The organism is Kitasatospora sp. NPDC001119, from assembly GCF_053598475.1.
The window spans coordinates 107,145-122,809 of sequence record NZ_JBSFKI010000024.1 but is presented as its reverse complement, the minus strand read 5'-3'; the positions used below and the strand labels follow the sequence as shown (position 1 = coordinate 122,809).

Sequence of the window (15,665 nt, the reverse complement as noted above, 5' to 3'; positions counted from 1 at the left end):
AGACTCGTGCTTGGTGGGCGGTCAGCCCAGTTCGATCCCCGCGTCGTACAGAGCGTCACCGGGTTTGCACCATGCCTCCTTGGTGTTGGCAATAGGTACGCCCTCACCGTGGTTGCGAGGGTACCCCTGTCCCCAGGCCCAGGCGCTGGCGACGCCGTAGAAGCGGCCGTCCAGCGTTTCGCAGGTCGCCAGGACACGCCACCGCTGCGTCGTTGGAGCGTACAGGCAGGCCCCCTCGGCGTACTGGGGGTTGTGGCCGGTCTCCTGGCGCAGGCTACAGTCCGCGGGCACTGCTTGGGCGACCGGTGCTGCGGCCAGGGAGGTTCCCGCGGCCGCAGCGAGGGTGACGGCGGTTGTCACGAGTGCCCTGATGGTCTTCACGGTTGTGTTCCCTTCGAAGGCCCGGGCGGGCATGTGTACGGCCCGGGTGGTATCCAGGTGCCGGTCGGCAGTTATCGGAAGCCAGCCGACATGGTCCCCGGCAGCACGCACAACGGATCCCGGCAGACTTCCCCCTCCCGGGCGAACTGTTCCGGGGCCGTTGGAGCGAGGCAGGGAGACCGCTGCTTTCCGAGGCCGTCGTACGGCCCCACCGGACCGGGCGGCATCCGTCTGTGCGTGAGCGTGCCCCGATGGGCGGTCAGCCCGTTTCGATGGTCGCGTCGAGCAGGGCGTCACCGGGGTTGCATGTTGCCTGCTGGCTGTTGACAACAGGTACGCCCTCGCCGTGGTGATGGGTGTACCCCTGTCCCCAGGCCCAGGGGGTGACGACGGCATACTTGTGGTCTTCCAGCGTTGAACAGAACGCCACGACGCGCCATCGCTGGTTTGTAGGCGCATAGGCGCAAGACCCCCTGGCGTACTGGGGGTTGCTGTAGACGGACTGGTACAGGCTGCAGTCGCCCTGATCAACGTCCGCGGCCGCACTGGGTGCCGTGGCCACGGAGATTCCCGCTGCCGCCACGAGGGTGACGGCGGCTGTCACGAGTGCCCTGATGGTCTTCACGGTCGTGCTCCTCTCGCGGGCCCGGGCGCATGCGCACGGCCCGGGTGGTATCCAGGTGCCGGTCGGCAGCTGTCGGAAGCCAGCCGACACGGTCCCCGGCAGCACGCACAACGGATCCCGGCAGACTTCCCCCTCCCGGGCGAAGTGTTCCGGGACCGTTGGAGCGACGCGACGGGAGCGGAGCTGTCGAACGATGGCGTCGGGCTCACCGGCTGCGGGGGGACGGGGTTGTCGGCGTCGGGGCTGGAGCGGTTCGGGGGCTGGGCCTGCGAGGTGTCCAGGCCAGGTGTGGACGGCTCGCGCTTCGCCCGGGTGTCAGCCGGCGGTGATACGGGCGAGGGCGGCCTGGAGGCGTCGCACGGCGTCTTCGGCTTCGGTGTACTGCTCGGGGGCCGGGGGGACGGTGCCGAAAGCGTGATCGTCCGCGGGTAGGGCGCGCCAGCGCAGGACGGGTTCGAGGGCGGTGATGGCACCGGAGAGGAACCAGGCAAGGCGGCCGTGGGTGCCGGCGAGGGCGATGGCGATGACCGCCAGGACTTCGCGCAGGTGTTCCAGCCGGTTCTGCTCCGGCAGGACCTCTTGGACGTTTGCCGGGCCGATGGCCTCGCGCAGTCCGCCCTCGACCCGGATCGCGAGGTCTCGCTCGCCTGCGGACGGTTCCCATACCCGCTCGTGGATCTACTGCTCGGCTTCCTCCGTCAAGCGCGCAATCGCCGTCCGCATGTCCATGCGGCTCACCGTAGTGCCCGTGTCCAGCACGCCGGGTTGTGGAGGATTCGGGCGCCGGGGCGCCGGTCGATCGTCCCCGGTGGCGTCCCCGGCGAGGGCCTTGTCCGGCACCGGGCCCGGCACCGTGGTGCCGACCGCTCGCCGCGAGGACCCGCCCCGTACGGCGGGACGCTGCTGCGGCCCTGACCGGCACCCGCACCTTGAGTCCCCGCCTCGGCCAGGAAGGACCGGGCCCTGTTTCCAGGGGCGTGCGCTGTGTGCAGGGGTTGCGGGGACCGCGTCCTGTGTGCGGCCCCCGCGGGATGCGGCTACTCGTCCGGTGATCCGTTGTACAGGGGGACCTGGAACGTCTGGCCGGCCTGGATGGTGACATCGTGTCCGGAGACGTTCTGCACGTTCAGCACTTGCTCCCCCTCGCCGGAGTCGCCGATGCCAGTGGTCGCGAAGTAGGTGGACGGGATTCTGTTCGAGAAGGCGGGATTCTGCATGGCAGCTCCGTGATCGGATGTGGATAGGGACAGGAGTGCTTCCGTGTCTACCTGTAGCCCAGCTGGCTCGGGGGTAACCGCGCGTCGCAGGGAACCGTCCGAACGAGGCCACCGACGCACACCAGTCCACCGGCGCCTGAAGTGGGGAGCGGATGTTCTCGCTGCGTGGGCCTCGGCGGTGGGGATCGCCCTGCCGTGGACGGTCGGCCGATCCGAAGCCCGTGATCCGTCAGATGGCCCGCGAACTCGGGGTTCACCATGAGGCCCTGCGCAACTGGATCCGCCAGGACGAGGCGGACCGGGGTGAGCGCGACGACCGGCTTCCCGGAGCCAGGCGGCATCTCGTCACGGAGCCGGTGGGCCGACCCAGTCGGGAGGGCGCTGTTGGTGTCACCACATGCGCGCGAGCTGTTCACCGTCGGATGATTCCGGCGGCCACTGCGTGACCTCGCGTCCGCCAGGCTCGGTAACCCGCTAGAAACCCCTCGACACCTGGAGGACATCATGCGACGTCGAAGCGTTGCCGCTGCCGTGCTCGCCGGACTCTCCCTGGCCTTCGCCGTACCTGCGGCGGCCCACGCGGCGCGCGGCCCGCAGATCACCATGAGCGGCTCCTGGAACGACACCGCCACGATCGAGGGCACAGGCCTCTCGTCGCCGAAGGACGTGATCTGGGACGGGGATACAAGCGGGTCCGTCGCCGTGGGCGGGCAGGACTGACCGAGTCGCAACCAGGGAGGCTGCGGTGTCCGGCACTCGGCCGGGCACCGCAGCCTGTCGATAGAACAGTCGCGGTGACGTTCAGGTGGGCGCTGAACAGGCCAGGTTCTCCCGAACGGGCATGGAGACTCTCGTCGCCTCCCTCTTGTCGGCGTCGCCGGGGTCCCGGGGGAGGGATGCGGGGTGTCGATCGCGAAGAGCCGGCGGCCGGCGACGTACCCGCCCAGGAGGCCTCGGCGGTGAGCGCACCGCCGTCGGGGGACAGACCGGTGACGGTCATGGTGGTCGAGAGGGCGGCGATGTCGCGGGCCGCCGCAACCCGCTGCGGTCGACGAACTCGTCGCCACCTGGGAGAACGAGGCCCCGGAAGCGGCCGCATCCGAGGCGTGCATTGCTCTGCAGCAGGTGGATCGCGTCGCCGAGGTCGCGTGCGTAGGCGTCGAGGGCATCGGCGATCGGCCGCAGGTCCCACGCCCGGCCCGCGCGCCGCTGGGACAGGAGCTCCGAGAGCGCGGTCTGCAGGGGGCTGCGGGCCGGGTGGGAGGCGGCGCGGGCCCGCTGGACAGCGGGGGCGCGGTGGGGGTGGCCCTGGGTGACGTCCGCCCAGATCAGGACGGTGGCGATGTCGCGGCGCACGGCGTCGTCGAAGCGGCGGGAGGTGCGCTCGGGCAGGTGCTCGGCCAGGCGGTTCCAGTCGGTCTGGGGGAGGGTCCAGCGGGCGAGGGCCTCGCGGCGGTAGTGGTAGTCCACCGGGTTCGGGTCATGGTCGAGGTGGGCGGCGAGTCGTCGCAGGCCAGCCTGGGCCTCGTCGGTGGCGCCTGCCGTGGCGAGGCGGCGGCGGGCGTCGAACAGCAGCCAGCCGGCGGTGGCCCAGGGCAGGTCCAGGCGGGAGGCGGCGAGTTTCTGCGATCCGCCGGCGGTCATCTGGACCAGGCGGAGGGGCACGGCCCGTCTGAGCACGTGGTGGAGATCGGCGGGGACGTCGAAGTGCTGCCGGATCCACTGGGCGGGCAGGAGCTGGGGGACGTGGCGCCAGCTGAAGGTCCCGTGGTGGGTGGGCGGGATCGGGGGCTGCGGCCTGCGCGGTGCCGGGGCGGGTCGCGGAAGGCCGTCGGCTTCGTGCACCAGGCGGCGTATCGCCGGGGAGGCGTCGCGTGTGCCGTTGAGGACGGACTGCCAGCGGTGGGGTGACCAGCGGACGGCGGCCAGCAGGCCGCTGATCCTGTACTCGGCTTCAGCGGTGTCGAGGGCGAGGAGGCGGTGGGCGGCGGTGAGGGTGCGGGCGGCGTCGGCCGGGTGTTGCGGGAGGCGTCCGTCGCCCCGGGGCTCTGCGGTGTCGCTCTGGTCCGGGGTGGCGGTCATTGGCCGCAGCAGGACGGCGGTGGCGCGCAGGTCGTTGAAGTAGGTGGTCGGGGCTCTTTCCCACGGAGCCCCTACCCGCGGGATCCCCGCCAGTGGCCGCGACCGGCCGGAGTTCCGCTGTGGCAGCGGTTCCGGGGCGAGGAGTGGCCCACCCTGCGGGAGTTGCTGGCGCCCGCGCGGCGGGTGGCCAGGTGGTGGGCCCTGGTGCCGCTGCTGTTCTGCCTGTGGCCGTTCCTGGTCTTCCTGGCGCTCTATCCGATGGCCAGGTCGGCACGGCGGCTGGCGCGACGGGTGTTCATCGTGCCCGGGCCCCGGGGGATCACCGACGAGGTGGTGCTGCGGGTGCAGAGGATACGGGGGTGGCTGGCGCTCGGGGCGGCGCTCGTGGTGCTGCTCGTGTACGGGACGGCGGACGACTGGGACCAGCTCGACGACCAGCTCGAGACCCGGCTGACGGTCACCCCGTTGCTGGTGCTGGTGACCGCGCCCGTGGTGGTCGGGGTGCTGTTCCGGCTCGCCGGGCCGGCCGCGCGCCCGGCCATGCGGGCCCAGGTGCGGCCGGCGGTCCTGATGGCTTCGCAGTACCTGGGCGCGTGCGCGGCGGTGCCGGTGCTGCTGTGGCTCGCCGGTCAGGCGCAGGGGTCGGTCCAGGGGCTGTTCCTCGGGCCGCTGTTCAACCTGCTGGTCCTGGCGTTGCCGATCTGGGTGCTGATGTTCGTGGCCTTCGCCTCGCCGACGGTGGTTCGCACGGCCTTCACCATGGACCGGGTGCACCCGGTGTTCCCGCCCGTCCTGACCGGCGTCCTGGTCTGGGAACTCGCCCTGATCGGGCTGGTGTTCGGCGGCCTGCCGCCCGGGCCGCCGGCCGTCCGGCTGGCCGCCGTGGTCGGCGGGCCCGCGACGGTGACCGCGGTGGCGTGGTGGGAGGTGCACCGGCTCCGGACCCGCTTCGGGGTCTCCCTGCGCGGGCGGGCGACGGCCGGGAGCGGGCGGTAGCCCGGCCGGCGGCGGTCTCGGGACCCGCGGCGGTAGCGGGCCGGGCACGCCCCGGAGATCGGACGGACAATCGAAGGCATGGGCGGAGCGGACCGGTTCGACACCCTCGGTGACATGTACGAGGAGATGTTCCTCCTGCCCTGGCGCCGACACCTGGAGTCGTTCAGCGTGTTCGCCGCACTGGGCACGGTCACCGGCCGCAGCGTCCTGGACATCGGGTGCGGTACGGGCCTGTACAGCCGGGAGCTCAAGCGACGCGGCGCGGCGCGGGTGGTCGGGTACGACGTCTCCGGCGGCATGCTCGACGTCGCGCGGCGGGCCGAACGCGACGAGCCGCTGGGCATCGAGTACACCGAGCGCCGCGACCTCGTCGAGGACGGCGCCTTCGACGCGTGCCTGGCCGTGTACGTCCTGCCGTACGCGGAGGACTACGGAGCACTGCTCTCCCTGTGCGCCCTGGCATCACGGACCCTGCGCCCGGGCGGCCGGTTCGTCACCCTGCCGGTGAACCCGGACTTCCACGGCGAGCGCGCCTACTACGAGCGCTACGGCCTGCGCCTGGTGGAGACCGAGTCGCGCCACGACGCCTCGCGGGTGACGCTGGAACTGTGCTTCGGCCGCTACGACGAACGGATCACCGCACGGTACTGGAGCCGGGCCACCCTGGAACGGGCCCTGCGCGAGACGGGCTTCGCCTCGATCTCCTGGCCCGCCTTCCGGGTCTCAGGGGAAGGAACCGCCCGCCACGGCGAGGACTTCTGGCGGCCGTACCTCGCCTGCCCCCACGCGGCGATCATCAGCTGCACCAGGACCTGATCCCGGAGAACCCGACCCCCGGAGCCCGATCCCAGAGACACCACCATGGCGACCACACCACGGGACCACCGCCGCCCCGGCCCGATCGAGGCAGGATTCCCCCCGTCCCCCGCGGCGGTCGACCCCGCGCGGTGGGACCGGCTGATCGGCCCGGACAACTTCTACAACAGCAGCGCCTGGGTGCGCGCGCTCGAACTCGCCCACGGCGACACCGGCGCGCTCACCGCCGCCTCCGGCGGCCGGCTGTTGGGCGCCCTGTCCGTCTGGCCCGGCGAGAACGACGAACCCGGGCTGTTCCACCTGCCCACGCTGTTCCCGGACCTGGCGGCCGCCCGGTCCGCTCGATGGCTGTGGCTGGGAGCCCGGCGCTCGACCTACAACGAACTGGTCCGCACCCGCGGCGAGGACCGCGACCGCGCCCTGGAAGTCCTGCTGGAAGGGGCGCTGCGGCTGGCCCGCGACCGCGGCCTCGACGGCGTGGTCCTGCCCTACCTGGCCGCCGGCGACGCCCGGGAGATCGCCCGGATGCACCCCCGGGCCGTCGTCCTGCTGCACGACGCGGACGCCAACGTCGCCGTCCCGGCCGGCGGCTACGCCGAGCAGTCGGCGCGGATGAGCCAGCCCGACCGCACCCACCGCCGGGCCGAACGCCGCGCCTGCGAGCGGGGCGGCACGACCGTGGAGTGGCGGCCCCTGGCCCACGGGGACGTCGCCCGGCAGGCCGCGGCCCTGGTGACGCAGACCCGAGCCCGGCACGGTGGAACCACCGACCCCGCCTGGATGCTCCGCTCCTTCGCGGCCCAGGCCACGACGGGCGTGCTGGACCGGGCCGTCGGCTGCTTCGCGGTCCGCGACGGCCGCCCCGTCGCCGTGAACGTCTGCTACACCCACCACGACCGGCTCTACGGCCGCTACTTCGGCTTCGACTACCGCGCCGCCCAGCCCCGGAGCGAGTACTTCGTGCTCTGCTACCAGGCCCCCGTCGACTACGCGGCCGCCGGCGGCTTCCGCCGCTACCGCCTGGCCGTCTCCGCCTGGCAGATCAAGATCCGGCAGGGCGCCGTGCTCTCCCCGCTCGCCGCCGTCGTCCTGCCCCTGCACGGGCGGTTCTGCGACCCGCGGACGGCGGCCCGGCACAACACCCACACCGCCCGGCTCTGGACCGGCCGGTGCGCCGCCCGCCCCTGGGCCCTGGCACCCGAGTGGAACGGCTGGGCCCAGGACGGCCCCGACGCTCCCGCCTCCGGCTGACCGCCGCCGACATCGGAAGGAGACCCGCCGTGCTGCACCTGGTCTACCTGATCCAGCCCACGCCGGACGCGGAGACGGACCCGCACGCCTTCTGGGAGTGGGTCCGCGCCCGCGAGTCCTGGTACTACGACGGACTCGACACCGTCCTGCGCACCCGGTGGGCGGTACGCACCGTCGGCGCCCACGTCCACACCATCGAACACACCGTCAGCTTCGCCGACGAAGCCGGCTGGGGCCGCTACCGCCGCCAGGTCGCCGACCGCGGCCGCGACCCGGCCTGGGAACACCGCCGCACCGAACAGACCCGCTGGTGGACCCTGCTGGACGCCACCCTGCTCAGCGACCCCCCGGTCCCCCTCGGCTTCGACCGCACCCCCGCACCGGGACGCACCCCGTGACCGGCCCCGACGAACTCCTGCGCCGCAGCGGGCACCTGCTCACCCACGCCCGGTTCATGACCCTGGCCACCACCGACGGCACCGAATCGTGGGCCTCCACCGTCAACTTCGTGCCGCTGCGCGCTCCCGGCGCCCCCTTGCGACTGCTCTACTACTCGCTGCGCACCGCCCTGCACTCCCGCAACATCGGCTGCCACCCCCGCGTCGCGGGCTCGCTCTACCTGACCGGCCTGCCCGGACTCGGCCTGGACGGGGCCCAGTTCACCGGCACCTGCCGCGCCACCGACGACCAGGGCGTGGCGGAACACCACCGGCTCTACTACGAGTTGAACTTCCCCGACCCCGCCGTGCGGAGCGAATGGCTCCTGCCCGCATCCGACTTCCGGGGTTCGGGCCCCCGCCGCTTCTACACTGTCGAGGTCGACCGCTGGTGGCTGTTGGACACCGACCGCTGGCTCGTCGACAAGCACGACCAGCGCGTCGAGGTCCCCCTCCACGCCCTCACCGGGCCGGGCTGAGCCACCTGGCGCACCGCCGCCCTCCCGCCGTCACCCGCGGCGGTGGCTTCCCCGCGTTGCGGGGGCGTCCCCCGGAGCGCCCCTTCTACCGTTCGCCGCATGCCGCCGCACGCCGCCCGCGCGGCCAGGGAATCGAGGACCACATGACGTCGGCCGTGAAGAGCAAGAAGTTCAACACCCTGTTCGACTGGTTCGACCTGAACGGGGACGGACAGCTGTCCCAGGAGGACCTGCGCGGCACCGCCGACGTGTTCGCCCGGACCGCGACCAGGGACGACCAGGCCACCATCCGGGCCCTGCACGACGCCTTCGCGCGCTGGTGGGACCTCCTGCTGGAGCACGGGGACACCGACGGCGACGGACAGGTCTCGCGCCAGGAGTTCCTCACCGTCATGAAGGCCGACGTGACCACGCCCGCGCACTTCGAGGGCACGGTGCTGGCGATCGCCGACGCCCTGCTGAACGCCTACGACACCAACGGCGACGGCGTCCTCAGCAAGGAGGAGTACGTCCACATGTACGAGCAGCTGGGCGTGCCCCGCGTGCACTCCGAGCAGGCGTTCCCACGGCTGGACCGGGACGGGAACGGGGTGATCAGCCTCGACGAGTTCCGCAAGGCGATCATCGAGTTCTACCTCAGCGACGACCCCACCGCGCCGGGCAACTTCCTCCTCGGACCGATCGGCTGACGGCTGACGGCTGACGGCCGGCACGCGGCAGCGTGCGCCGGCGGCTCCCAGCTGGATCGGCTGATGAGAGCCGACACGGGCCGACCCGGTGTCAGGAACGGGTACGGCCCGCCGGTTTCACCAGTTCCGGTCCCGCGACCGGATCCGGTCCCGCGCCGCTACTCGTGGCACAGGGTCTCCGGGCGCATCAGCCGCAGGAGCTGCGGCAGGCACACCGCACCGGGTGTCGGCCGCCGTACGCGTTCCCCTTGTACGGCGGCCGACGGCGTTCCGGAGCGGTCGCGGGTGGCTGGACCTCGGGTGGTTGGACCTCGGGCGGGGGCGTCGGGCGGGGGGCGTCAGGGTGCCGGGCTCTGCGTGCCCTCGACGTCGGCGAGCAGTTTGCGCAGGAGCCCGTCCAGGGTGGCCCGTTCCTCGCCCGAGAGGGCGGAGAGCAGCGCGGTCTCGTTGGCCGCGTGGTCGGTGAAGGCGGCGTCCACGAGGGCGCGTCCGGCCGCGGTGAGGGCGATGCGGACGCTGCGCCGGTCCGCCGGGTCGGTGCGGCGTTCCACCAGGCCCGCCGATTCCAGCCGGTCGATCCGGCTGGTCATGCCGGCCCGCGACATCAGCAGCAGCGCGGCAAGTTCGGAGGGCATCAGTTCGTACGGCGCGCCGGAGCGGCGCAGGGTGGCGAGAACGTCGAACTCGCCGCGCTGGAGGCCGTGTTGCTTGAACACCTCTTCGACGACCCGGCCGGCGAGCAGCGCGAAGCGGCCGAGGCGGCCGACGGTGCCGACCGCCGCCAGGTCGAGGTCCGGGCGCTCCCGGCTCCACTGGTCGAGCATGACGTCCACGTGATCCATGGGGGAATGTTATTCGATGGGAGATAGTTAGACGTAGTACTATCAGCCGAGGAACTATCGGAGTGCTCACCGTGGGGAGAGACCAATGACGTTGATCGGACCGGAAGCCGTGGTCGTGCGGGGCGACGAAGCCGAGACCGTCTCGATGCTCGGCGGCCAGGGGCGGCTGCTGGCGGACTCCAGCGCCACCGGCGGCGCCCTGAGCACCCTGCGCGTCACGCTGGGGCGCGGCAAGGACGGCGCCACCCCGCACTACCACGGGGGCTCCTCGGAGCTGTTCTTCGTCGTCGACGGCTCGGCCCAGGTGCTGGTCGGGAACGAGGTGGTCACCGCCCGCAGCGGTGACCTCGTGGTGGTACCGCCCCACCTGCCGCACGCCTTCGCGGCCGCGCCGGACTCCGGGGCGGACCTGCTGATAGTGATCACCCCCGGCGTGGAGCGCTTCGACTACTTCCGCCTGCTGGAGCGGATCCGCGCGGGCGAGGCGACGGTCGAGGAACTGCTCGCCAAGCAGGACCTCTTCGACAACCACTTCCTGGAGTCGCCGAGTTGGCGCGACGCCCGGGAGGAAGCCGCCCGGTCCCAGCCGTAGACCGCCCGGCACCGAGCCCGGCCCGACACCAGGAGAAGACCCCCGTGACCGACACCCGCACCATCACCAACCCGCCCGACCTGCACGACCCGACGCCGTTCGGCTACAGCCACGCCGCCTCCGCACCCGGCGAACCGGTGTTCATCGGCGGCCAGTACGCCTCCGACGCCCACGGCCGGGTCGCGCCCGGCGACTTCGCCGCCCAGGTGGAACTCGCCCTCGCCAACCTGCGCACCGCGCTCGCCGGAGTCGGCCTCGGCTTCGAGCACGTGGTCCGGCTCGGCTCGTACATCGTCGACCACGACCCGCAGAAGCTCGCCGTCCTCGGCAAAGCCCTCGCCGGCGCCTGGGGCGACCGGCTGCCCGCGCAGACACTCAGCGGAGTCGCCTCGCTCGCCCTGCCCGGGATGCTCTTCGAGATCGACGCGATCGCCGTCCGGCCGACGGCGGAGGCAACCGACTGACTTACCCGCAGGGGTCCCACCCGCCGGCGGGACCCCTCGCCGCACCGCCGCCGTTCGAACCGAAACGGACCGCCCACACGGCCCGGGCCACTCACACGGCCCGGGCCGCCGCCGGTGGAACCGTCCTGCGCGCAGGTCGCGGAGCCGGCGACGGACCGAGGTGGCCCGGATGGGACTGCCCGTCGCCCGCCCCTGTCGCGCAATGCCGAAAGCTTGTCGGGAAAAGACGGTACGGCCGCCCCGCGAACCACGACAGTGGACCCATGACCACACACCGCACCGACGTCCTCGTCATCGGCGCCGGAGTCGCCGGCATCGGCGTCGCCTGCCGCCTGCGCCGGGACCTCCCCGGCCGTGACTTCGCGATCCTGGAACGCCGGGCCGGCATCGGCGGCACCTGGGACCTGTTCCGCTACCCGGGCGTCCGCTCGGACTCCGACATGTTCTCCTTCGGCTACCGGTTCCGCCCCTGGAACGGGACCAGGGTGCTCGCCGGCGGCGAGTCGATCCGCGACTACGTGACCGCCACCGCCCGCGAGTACGGCGTGGACAAAGCGATCCACCACGGACTTCGGGTGCTGGCCGCCGACTGGTCGAGCGAGCACCAGCGGTGGACGGTGACCGCGCTGCGCGAGGCGACCGGCGAACGGGAGACCTGGGTCTGCTCCTTCCTCGTCACCTGCACCGGCTACTACGACTACGACCGGGGCCACCTGCCCGAGTTCCCCGGCGCCGAGCGGTTCGAGGGCGTGCGGATCCACCCGCAGCACTGGCCGCGGGACTTCGACCACACCGGGAAGCGGGTCGTCGTGATCGGCAGCGGCGCGACCGCCGTCACGCTCGTCCCGGCGCTGGCCGACCGGGCGGCCCATGTGACGATGCTCCAGCGCTCGCCCTCGTACGTCTTCTCGGTGCCCTCGGTCGACCGGATCACCGCCTGGCAGCAGCGGTTCCTGCCCGGTCCGCTGGTCGCCAGGATGACCCGCCGACGCAACATCGGCCTGCAGCGCGCCCTCTTCCGGACCGCCCGGCGCTTCCCCCGCGCGACGCGCCGGATGCTGCTGGCCGGGGTGCGCCGGGCGGTCGGCCCGCGCATCGACATGACCCACTTCAGCCCGGCCTACGCCCCGTGGGACGAGCGGCTGTGCGCCGTCCCCGACGGCGACCTCTTCCGGGTGCTCCGGGAGGGCCGCGCCGATGTCGTCACCGACACCGTCGAGACCTTCACCCCCACCGGCATCCGGCTCGCCTCCGGCCGGGAACTCGCCGCGGACGTCGTCGTCACCGCCACCGGCCTGAACCTCCAGGCCTTCGGCGGCGCCACGATCAGCGTCGACGGCGAACCGCGCGACCTGCACGACGTCTGCACCTACAAGAGCGTCATGCTCGAGGGCATCCCCAACCTGGCCTGGGTCTTCGGCTACACCAACGCCTCCTGGACCCTGAAGGTCGACCTCGCCGCCGCCTACCTGGTGCGCCTGCTCAGGCACCTGGACGCCACCGGCCGCACCGTCGCCGTGCCCGTGGACCACGCGGCCAACGCGACCGACGAGGGCGTGGTCGACGAGCTGACCTCGGGCTACATCCGGCGGGCGAAGGACGTCATGCCGCGCCAGGGGCGCGAGTTCCCCTGGCGGATGGTGATGGACTACCACCACGACCGGAAGGTCCTGCTGTCCGACCCGATCGAGGACGGCGTCCTCGCCTTCGGCGGGCCCGGGAGTGCGCGTCTTACCGGTCCGTGACGCCGCCCCGTGTCGACCGGCCGCGGGCCCGGTCGGACGCTAGCGTCGGCGGCATGAGAATCCTGGTCACCGGCGGTGCCGGCTTCATCGGCGCGTCCGTGGTGCGCGCCCTGGTCGCGGCCGGCCATCACGTGCGCGTCCTGGACGCCCTGCTGCCCGCGGTCCATCCGACCGGAAACCCGCCCGCGCTGCCCGCGGGTGTCGACTTCCGGCGCGGGGACGTCCGGGACGCGGAGACCGTCGAGGAGGCGCTCGCCGGGGTGGACGCGGTCTGCCACCAGGCGGCGATGGTCGGCCTGGGACTGGACCTCCAGGACGCACCGCACTACGTCGGCTGCAACGACCTCGGCACGGCGGTGGTCCTCGCCGCGATGGCGCGGTCCGGCGTCCGACGACTGGTCCTGGCCGGATCCATGGTGGTCTACGGGGAAGGGCGCTACCACTGCGCGGAGCACGGCGAGGTGGCACCGGGGCCGCGGCGGCCCGCCGACCTGGACGCCGGACGGTTCGAGCCGCCCTGCCCGGTCTGCGGCGCTCCCCTGCGGCCGGGCCTGGTCGCGGAGAGCGCACCCGCCGACCCGCGCAGCGTCTACGCGGTGACCAAGCTCGCGCAGGAACACCTCTCCGCCGCCTGGGCACGCGCCTGCGGCGGAACAGTGCTGACGCTGCGTTACCACAACGTGTACGGCCCCGGGATGCCGCGCGACACCCCGTACGCGGGGGTGGCGTCGCTGTTCCGGTCGGCCCTCGCCCGCGGCGAGGCGCCCCGGGTCTTCGAGGACGGCCGCCAGCGCCGGGACTTCGTCCACGTCGAGGACGTCGCCGCCGCCAACCTCGCGGCGCTGACGGCCGTGGGCGACCGGCCGCCGGGCAGCGTCCGGGCGTACAACGTGGGCAGCGGCGAGGTGCGCACCATCGGTGAGATGGCGGCCGCGCTGGCCGCGGCCCACGGCGGTCCGGCGCCGACGGTGACCGGCGAGTACCGGCTCGGCGACGTGCGGCACGTCACCGCCGACTCGAACCGGCTGCGCGCCGAGCTGGACTGGCTGCCGCGCGTCCCGTTCGACCGGGGCATGGCGGAGTTCGCCGCCGCACCGCTGCGGGTCTGAGGTCAGCTCCGGGCCGACGGCAGGGCGATCTCGAAGCAGCAGCCGCCCGCCACGTTGTGGACGCGGGCCCGCCCGGCGTGGGCCTCGACGATGCCGCGGACGATGGCGAGGCCCAGGCCGGCACCGCTGCCGCCGGCCTCGGGCCGGTCGGACCGCCCGCCGGGATCGGCCGGCCTGGGCGTGCGGGCCTCGGTGCCACGCCAGCCGGTCTCGAAGACCCGGGTCAGGTCCTGGGCGGGGATGCCCCCGCAGCCGTCGGTGACCGAGAGCAGCACCTCGTCCGCCTCCCGCCGCGCGGAGACCGTGACCACGCCGTCCTGAGGGGTCGAGCGGATCGCGTTGACCAGCAGGTTGCCCAGGACCCGGGTGATCTCGCGGCTGTCGACCTCGACCGGTTCGGGCTCCACCTGCCGGCCTTCGAGCCGGACGCCGCGCTGCCGGGCCAGCGCGTGGGCACCGGCCAGCGCGTCGTCGACCAGGTCGTAGACTGAGACCCGGGAGAGCGAGAGGGCGAGCGTTCCGGCCTGGATGCGGGAGAGTTCGAACAGGTCGTCCACCATCCCGGTGAGCCGCTCGACCTCGGTGCGGATCCGCCGGAGGTAGCGGTCCGGCTCCTCGGCGACGCCGTCCTCCAGCGCCTCGGCCATCGCCCGCAGCCCGGCCAGCGGGGTGCGCAGGTCGTGGGAGATCCAGGCGACCAGCTCCCGCCGGGACTGTTCGAGGGCCTGTTCGCGGCCCCGGGATTCGGCGAGCCGGGCGCTGGTGGCGGACAGTTCCTCGCTCAGCTGGGCCAGTTCGCGGCCCAGCGGGTGGACGGGCGCGGTGAAGCCGGTGTCGCTGCCGACGGTCCGGGCGGCGGCCGTCAGGGCCCGACTGCCGGCGACCACCTGTCGGCCCAGCAGGGCGGCGGTGCCCAGGGACACGACGGCGGCCATGGCGAGCACCGTTATCACGACACCGAGGTCGTGGGCGGAGAGGAACATGGCCTGCGCGACGGCGAAGGTGCCGGAGACGACCGCGAGCACGGTGACGACGGCGACGCAGAACAGCGAGAGCGCCATCGAGCGCCTGCGCAGCAGCCGGACGGCCGGCCAGCCGAGCAGGCCCGCTCCGCCGGCGCCGAGCGCGGCGAACAGGGCGATCAGCAGCAGGTCCTTCACCGGCGGTCCTCCCCTGCACCGGGCACCGGGTCGTAGCGGTAGCCGACGCCCCACACCGTGCTGATCATCCGGGGGGCGGCGGGATCGTCCTCGATCTTCTCGCGCAGGCGCCGCACGTGGACGGTGACGGTGGAGAGGTCGCCGAAGTCCCAGCCCCAGACGCGGGCCATCAGCTCCTGGCGGGAGAACACCGTCCCGGGGAACCGCAGGAGGAAGGCCAGCAGGTCGAACTCCCGTGCGGTCAGGGACAGTTCCCTCCCGGAACGGTGAGCGCGACGGGCCGGCCCGTCGACCGTGATGTCCCCGGAGCGGACGGGCCCGGCCGCGGCGCCCGTCGCGGGTGCCGCCACGCGCGAGCGCCGCAGCACCGACTGGACCCGCAGGACGAGTTCGCGTGGACTGAACGGCTTGGTGACGTAGTCGTCGGCGCCCAGCTCCAGGCCGAGGACGCGGTCGGCCTCGTCACTCCTGGCGGTGAGCAGCACGACCGGCAGCTCCCCGCCGGCGGCCTGGCCGCGCAGCCGCCGCAGCACCTCCAGGCCGTCGATGCCCGGGAGCATCAGGTCCAGGACCACGAGGTCGGGCTGGTGGGCACGGGCGAGGGCGAGCCCCCGCGGACCGTCGGCGGCGTGGTCGACGCGGTGGCCGGCCCGGGTGAGGTAGCCGGCGACGACCTCGGCCACGGTCGGGTCGTCGTCGATCACCAGGATGCGGCCGGCGGCCGACGGCCCGGCGATGGCGGAGGGCACGTTGGCGGAGGGCTCGTTCACCCCGCCGAGA

19 protein-coding genes are annotated in these 15,665 nt (G+C 73.2%); 12 read left to right on the top strand and 7 right to left on the bottom strand.

Annotated features, from left to right (window positions below; all coding sequences use genetic code 11):
• Positions 1 to 21: 21 nt before the first annotated feature.
• From ACWDD9_RS27870 to ACWDD9_RS27860, 3 genes are all read right to left on the bottom strand, one after another.
• Positions 22 to 381: a hypothetical protein gene (locus ACWDD9_RS27870; RefSeq protein ID WP_117486294.1), complete on the bottom strand. Its 360-nt coding sequence runs from the start codon at positions 379 to 381 to the stop codon at positions 22 to 24.
• Positions 382 to 640: 259 nt separating this feature from the next.
• A complete protein-coding gene (locus tag ACWDD9_RS27865) occupies positions 641 to 1,006 on the bottom strand; it encodes a hypothetical protein (RefSeq protein ID WP_049650463.1) in 366 nt (121 codons plus the stop codon).
• A 1,037-nt stretch (positions 1,007 to 2,043) separates the two neighbouring features.
• On the bottom strand, positions 2,044 to 2,223 hold the full coding sequence (locus tag ACWDD9_RS27860) for a hypothetical protein (protein WP_049650462.1): 180 nt from the start codon (positions 2,221 to 2,223) through the stop codon (positions 2,044 to 2,046).
• Positions 2,224 to 2,375: 152 nt separating this feature from the next.
• On the opposite strand from ACWDD9_RS27860, the gene ACWDD9_RS27855 reads away from it, so the two are divergent.
• Together ACWDD9_RS27855 and ACWDD9_RS27850 are read left to right on the top strand one after the other, a co-directional pair.
• Positions 2,376 to 2,669: a transposase gene (locus ACWDD9_RS27855; protein ID WP_449813029.1), complete on the top strand. Its 294-nt coding sequence runs from the start codon at positions 2,376 to 2,378 to the stop codon at positions 2,667 to 2,669.
• A 58-nt stretch (positions 2,670 to 2,727) separates the two neighbouring features.
• Positions 2,728 to 2,943, top strand: coding sequence for a hypothetical protein (locus tag ACWDD9_RS27850; RefSeq protein ID WP_147409018.1), 216 nt, complete (start codon positions 2,728 to 2,730; stop codon positions 2,941 to 2,943).
• Between the two features lie 276 nt (positions 2,944 to 3,219).
• Here the strand turns inward: ACWDD9_RS27850 and ACWDD9_RS27845 are convergent, their stop codons facing one another.
• Positions 3,220 to 4,305 carry a hypothetical protein gene (locus ACWDD9_RS27845; protein WP_159028388.1) on the bottom strand — a complete coding sequence of 362 codons (1,086 nt, stop codon included), beginning with the start codon at positions 4,303 to 4,305 and terminating at the stop codon, positions 3,220 to 3,222.
• Between the two features lie 162 nt (positions 4,306 to 4,467).
• Here ACWDD9_RS27845 and ACWDD9_RS27840 point away from each other — a divergent pair, with 162 nt between their 5' ends.
• The 6 genes from ACWDD9_RS27840 to ACWDD9_RS27815 all read left to right on the top strand — a co-directional run bounded on the left by ACWDD9_RS27840 (position 4,468) and on the right by ACWDD9_RS27815 (position 8,973).
• On the top strand, positions 4,468 to 5,301 hold the full coding sequence (locus tag ACWDD9_RS27840) for a hypothetical protein (protein WP_449813028.1): 834 nt from the start codon (positions 4,468 to 4,470) through the stop codon (positions 5,299 to 5,301).
• A 78-nt stretch (positions 5,302 to 5,379) separates the two neighbouring features.
• On the top strand, positions 5,380 to 6,117 hold the full coding sequence (locus ACWDD9_RS27835) for a class I SAM-dependent methyltransferase (RefSeq protein WP_449813027.1): 738 nt from the start codon (positions 5,380 to 5,382) through the stop codon (positions 6,115 to 6,117).
• 45 nt (positions 6,118 to 6,162) lie between these two features.
• Positions 6,163 to 7,368 (top strand): GNAT family N-acetyltransferase, encoded by a 1,206-nt coding sequence (locus ACWDD9_RS27830; protein ID WP_449813026.1) that lies wholly within the window; start codon positions 6,163 to 6,165, stop codon positions 7,366 to 7,368.
• 29 nt (positions 7,369 to 7,397) lie between these two features.
• A complete protein-coding gene (locus ACWDD9_RS27825; RefSeq protein ID WP_049650457.1) occupies positions 7,398 to 7,766 on the top strand; it encodes a hypothetical protein in 369 nt (122 codons plus the stop codon).
• On the top strand, positions 7,763 to 8,284 hold the full coding sequence (locus tag ACWDD9_RS27820) for a pyridoxamine 5'-phosphate oxidase family protein (RefSeq protein WP_449813025.1): 522 nt from the start codon (positions 7,763 to 7,765) through the stop codon (positions 8,282 to 8,284). Before ACWDD9_RS27825 ends, ACWDD9_RS27820 begins: the two co-directional genes overlap by 4 nt.
• Positions 8,285 to 8,427: 143 nt before the next feature.
• Positions 8,428 to 8,973, top strand: a complete 546-nt coding sequence (locus ACWDD9_RS27815; protein WP_375875131.1) for an EF-hand domain-containing protein — start codon at positions 8,428 to 8,430, stop codon at positions 8,971 to 8,973.
• 338 nt (positions 8,974 to 9,311) lie between these two features.
• Here ACWDD9_RS27815 and ACWDD9_RS27810 read toward each other — a convergent pair whose 3' ends face one another.
• Positions 9,312 to 9,815 carry a MarR family winged helix-turn-helix transcriptional regulator gene (locus tag ACWDD9_RS27810; RefSeq protein ID WP_380742573.1) on the bottom strand — a complete coding sequence of 168 codons (504 nt, stop codon included), beginning with the start codon at positions 9,813 to 9,815 and terminating at the stop codon, positions 9,312 to 9,314.
• Between the two features lie 85 nt (positions 9,816 to 9,900).
• On the opposite strand from ACWDD9_RS27810, the gene ACWDD9_RS27805 reads away from it, so the two are divergent.
• From ACWDD9_RS27805 to ACWDD9_RS27790, 4 genes are all read left to right on the top strand, one after another.
• On the top strand, positions 9,901 to 10,407 hold the full coding sequence (locus tag ACWDD9_RS27805; protein WP_449813024.1) for a cupin domain-containing protein: 507 nt from the start codon (positions 9,901 to 9,903) through the stop codon (positions 10,405 to 10,407).
• Positions 10,408 to 10,451: 44 nt separating this feature from the next.
• Positions 10,452 to 10,871, top strand: a complete 420-nt coding sequence (locus ACWDD9_RS27800) for a RidA family protein (RefSeq protein WP_449813023.1) — start codon at positions 10,452 to 10,454, stop codon at positions 10,869 to 10,871.
• Positions 10,872 to 11,134: 263 nt separating this feature from the next.
• The gene (locus ACWDD9_RS27795; RefSeq protein ID WP_449813022.1) at positions 11,135 to 12,616 is read left to right on the top strand and encodes a flavin-containing monooxygenase; all 1,482 of its coding nucleotides are present in this window, start codon (positions 11,135 to 11,137) and stop codon (positions 12,614 to 12,616) included.
• 53 nt (positions 12,617 to 12,669) lie between these two features.
• Positions 12,670 to 13,725 carry an NAD-dependent epimerase/dehydratase family protein gene (locus ACWDD9_RS27790; RefSeq protein WP_449813021.1) on the top strand — a complete coding sequence of 352 codons (1,056 nt, stop codon included), beginning with the start codon at positions 12,670 to 12,672 and terminating at the stop codon, positions 13,723 to 13,725.
• Between the two features lie 2 nt (positions 13,726 to 13,727).
• On the opposite strand, the gene ACWDD9_RS27785 is transcribed toward ACWDD9_RS27790, so the two are convergent.
• Positions 13,728 to 14,885, bottom strand: coding sequence for a sensor histidine kinase (locus tag ACWDD9_RS27785; protein WP_380777180.1), 1,158 nt, complete (start codon positions 14,883 to 14,885; stop codon positions 13,728 to 13,730).
• On the bottom strand, positions 14,882 to 15,655 hold the full coding sequence (locus ACWDD9_RS27780; protein WP_259316388.1) for a response regulator transcription factor: 774 nt from the start codon (positions 15,653 to 15,655) through the stop codon (positions 14,882 to 14,884). Before ACWDD9_RS27780 ends, ACWDD9_RS27785 begins: the two co-directional genes overlap by 4 nt.
• Between the last annotated feature and the right edge of the window lie 10 nt (positions 15,656 to 15,665).